Source organism: Euzebyales bacterium (assembly GCA_035461305.1).
Lineage (GTDB): Bacteria > Actinomycetota > Nitriliruptoria > Euzebyales > JAHELV01 > JAHELV01.
Genome location: DATHVN010000088.1, coordinates 1 through 2,476, shown reverse-complemented (window position 1 = coordinate 2,476; position 2,476 = coordinate 1). Strand labels below are relative to the sequence as shown.

General features: G+C 69.9%; 2 protein-coding genes. One reads left to right on the top strand and one right to left on the bottom strand.

The window, feature by feature from the left end; translation table 11 throughout:
- Window positions 1-680 (bottom strand): DUF899 domain-containing protein (locus VK923_08175; protein HSJ44642.1); only part of this gene is annotated, 680 nt, incomplete at its 3' end.
- A 225-nt stretch (window positions 681-905) separates the two neighbouring features.
- Here VK923_08175 and VK923_08170 point away from each other — a divergent pair.
- Window positions 906-2,375, top strand: a complete 1,470-nt coding sequence (locus tag VK923_08170) for an amidohydrolase family protein (GenBank protein ID HSJ44641.1) — start codon at window positions 906-908, stop codon at window positions 2,373-2,375.
- Window positions 2,376-2,476: the final 101 nt, after the last annotated feature.

Genomic DNA, 2,476 nt, shown 5'->3' with positions numbered 1-2,476 from the left:
TAGGCGTCGTGGTAGTTCCACCACCCGTACGGCGCGGTCTGCGGGTAGCCCTCCGGCGAGTCCTCCCACTCCTCCTGGCGGCCGAGGGCGGTGATGTCGAGGTACGCCCAGGTGCTCCCCATCGCCTCATCGCCGCGGCTGTTGACGAGGTAGGTGCGGAAGATCTCCTCGCCGTCACGGATGAAGGCATTCGTGCCGTGCCACTCGTCCACGCCGAAGTCGGCGTCGAAGTCGTCGGTGATCGTGTACCAAGGGATGTTCTGCCAGCCCATTCGCTCCTTCAGGCCTTGGATCTCGGCCTGGGGGGCGCGCGAGACGAACGCAAGCGTCGTGTCCCGGGCGTTCAGGTGGGCAGGGTGCGCAACCTGGTCTGCGAGGAACGAGCAACCCACGCAGGCCCGCTCCGGGTACGCGCCACCCGCCTGTGGGTACGTGGTGACATCCGGCGCGTAGAAGGCGCGATAGACGACCAGCTGGCGCCGGCCCTCGAACAGGTCGAGCAGGCTCGCGGGCCCGTCGGGGCCCTCGAAGCGGTAGTCCTTCTCGACTGCCATCCAGGGCATGCGCCGGCGCTCGGCGGCCAGGGCGTCGCGGGCGCGGGTCAGCTCCTTCTCCTTGACGAGCAAGTTCTCCCAGGCGGTCTGCCACTCCTCGGGCGAAACGATGGGCGGTGTGTTCACTCCGTCTCCTCCTCGTTGAGGTAGTCGTCGGCTCTCGCCGCACCACTTGGTGCCACTTGTGACCGAATGCCGTTCGCAGACTCATCGGTGCGTGTCAGGAAGCGCGACCGATCAGTTGCCTGCCCGCGACCAGCACGTTCGGGACGGTCCGTGATGCGCCCCGCGCCGGGCGGACGTCGTAGGTTCGTGGGCCAGGCCGCGGGGTGCGGTCGAGGAGGTTGGCTCGTGTCGCACGAGGTGGTGCTGGCCGGTGGTCGGGTCGTCGATCCGGAGACCGGGTTCGATCGCGTGTGCGACGTGGGGATCGACGGTGACTCGGTCACGGCGGTCGGGGACCGTCTCGACGGCCGAACGACCGTCGACGTCGGCGGGCTCGTCGTCGCCCCTGGCTTCGTCGACCTCCACAGCCACGCTCAGACGTTGCCGGGACGGCGGCTCCAGGCGTGCGACGGGGTCACCACCGCGCTCGACCTCGAAGCCGGCCGCGCGCCGGTGGAGATCGCGTACGCGAGAGAAGCGAAGCGTGGTTCCCCGATCAACTACGGCTTCTCGGCGTCATGGGCGGCGGCGCGCATGCACGTGGTCGCGGACGGGCCACTGGACGGGGGTGCTGCGGCGATCTTCGGCGGGTTGGTCGGCACCGAATGGCAACAGGCTGCCTCGGCGGCACAGGTGGGGCGGATCCTCGACCAGGTCTCGACCGACCTCGCCGCCGGCGCCGTGGGTGTCGGCGTGCTCATCGGCTACACACCCGGGGTCGATCCGGCCGAGTATCTCGCCGTCGCGGAACTGGCGGCCGCCGCCGGGGTGCCGACGTTCACGCACTCGCGTGACATCGTCGAGTTGGCTCCGGAGACGTTGGTCGACGGCGCGGAAGAAGTCGTCCGTGCCGCGGGCACGACCGGCGCGCACATGCACTACTGCCACATCAACTCGACGTCGGGCCGGCACATCGATCGAGTGCTCGCGCTGGTCGGCCGCTGCCAGGCGGAAGGCGCCCGCGTCACGACCGAGGCGTATCCCTACGGGTCGGGATCGACGGCGATCGGTGCTGCGTTCCTCGGGCCGGAGCGGTTGCGTGAGCGCTTCGGAAGCACGACCTCGATTACGTATCTCCGCACGGGCGAGCGCATCGCCGACGAGGCCCGACTCCGCGAGCTGCGGGCGACTGACCCCGGCGGTCTCGTCATCGCAGAGTTCCTTGACGAGACCCAGCCCAGCGACGCCGCGCTGCTGCGGCGGTCCCTCGCGTTTCCCGACACGATCGTCGCAAGCGACGCAATGCCGCCTTTGTGGACCGACACAGCGGGCATGGACGTCACTGCCTGGCCCTTGCCGCCGGAAGCGGTCACCCACCCGCGCACTGCGGGCACGTTCGGGCGCGCCCTACGGCTGTGGCGGCAGGAGGGCGCGCCGCTCATGGAGGCCGTCCGACGCGCGACCTTGCTTCCTGCAGAGGTGCTCCAGCGCGCGGTCCCCGCAATGCGCCGCAAGGGTCGCGTACAGACCGGCACGGACGCCGATCTCGTCGTGTTCGAAGAGGCGCGTGTGACCGACCAGGCGACGTACGTCGCCTCCACGCGCCCGTCGTCTGGCGTCGCCCACGTGATCGTCGGCGGGACCTTCGTGGTGCGTGACGGCGAACTCGTGCCAGACGCTCTTCCGGGGCGGCCAGTGCGCGCCTCACCCCGGTGACCCGCTACCGCGCCTCAAGGCGACTGTCGCTCATCTCCTGGGTCGGATCTGTCAACCATCTCCTGGTACCGCGCACGACCCGCCGTGCCGGTATCACCCAG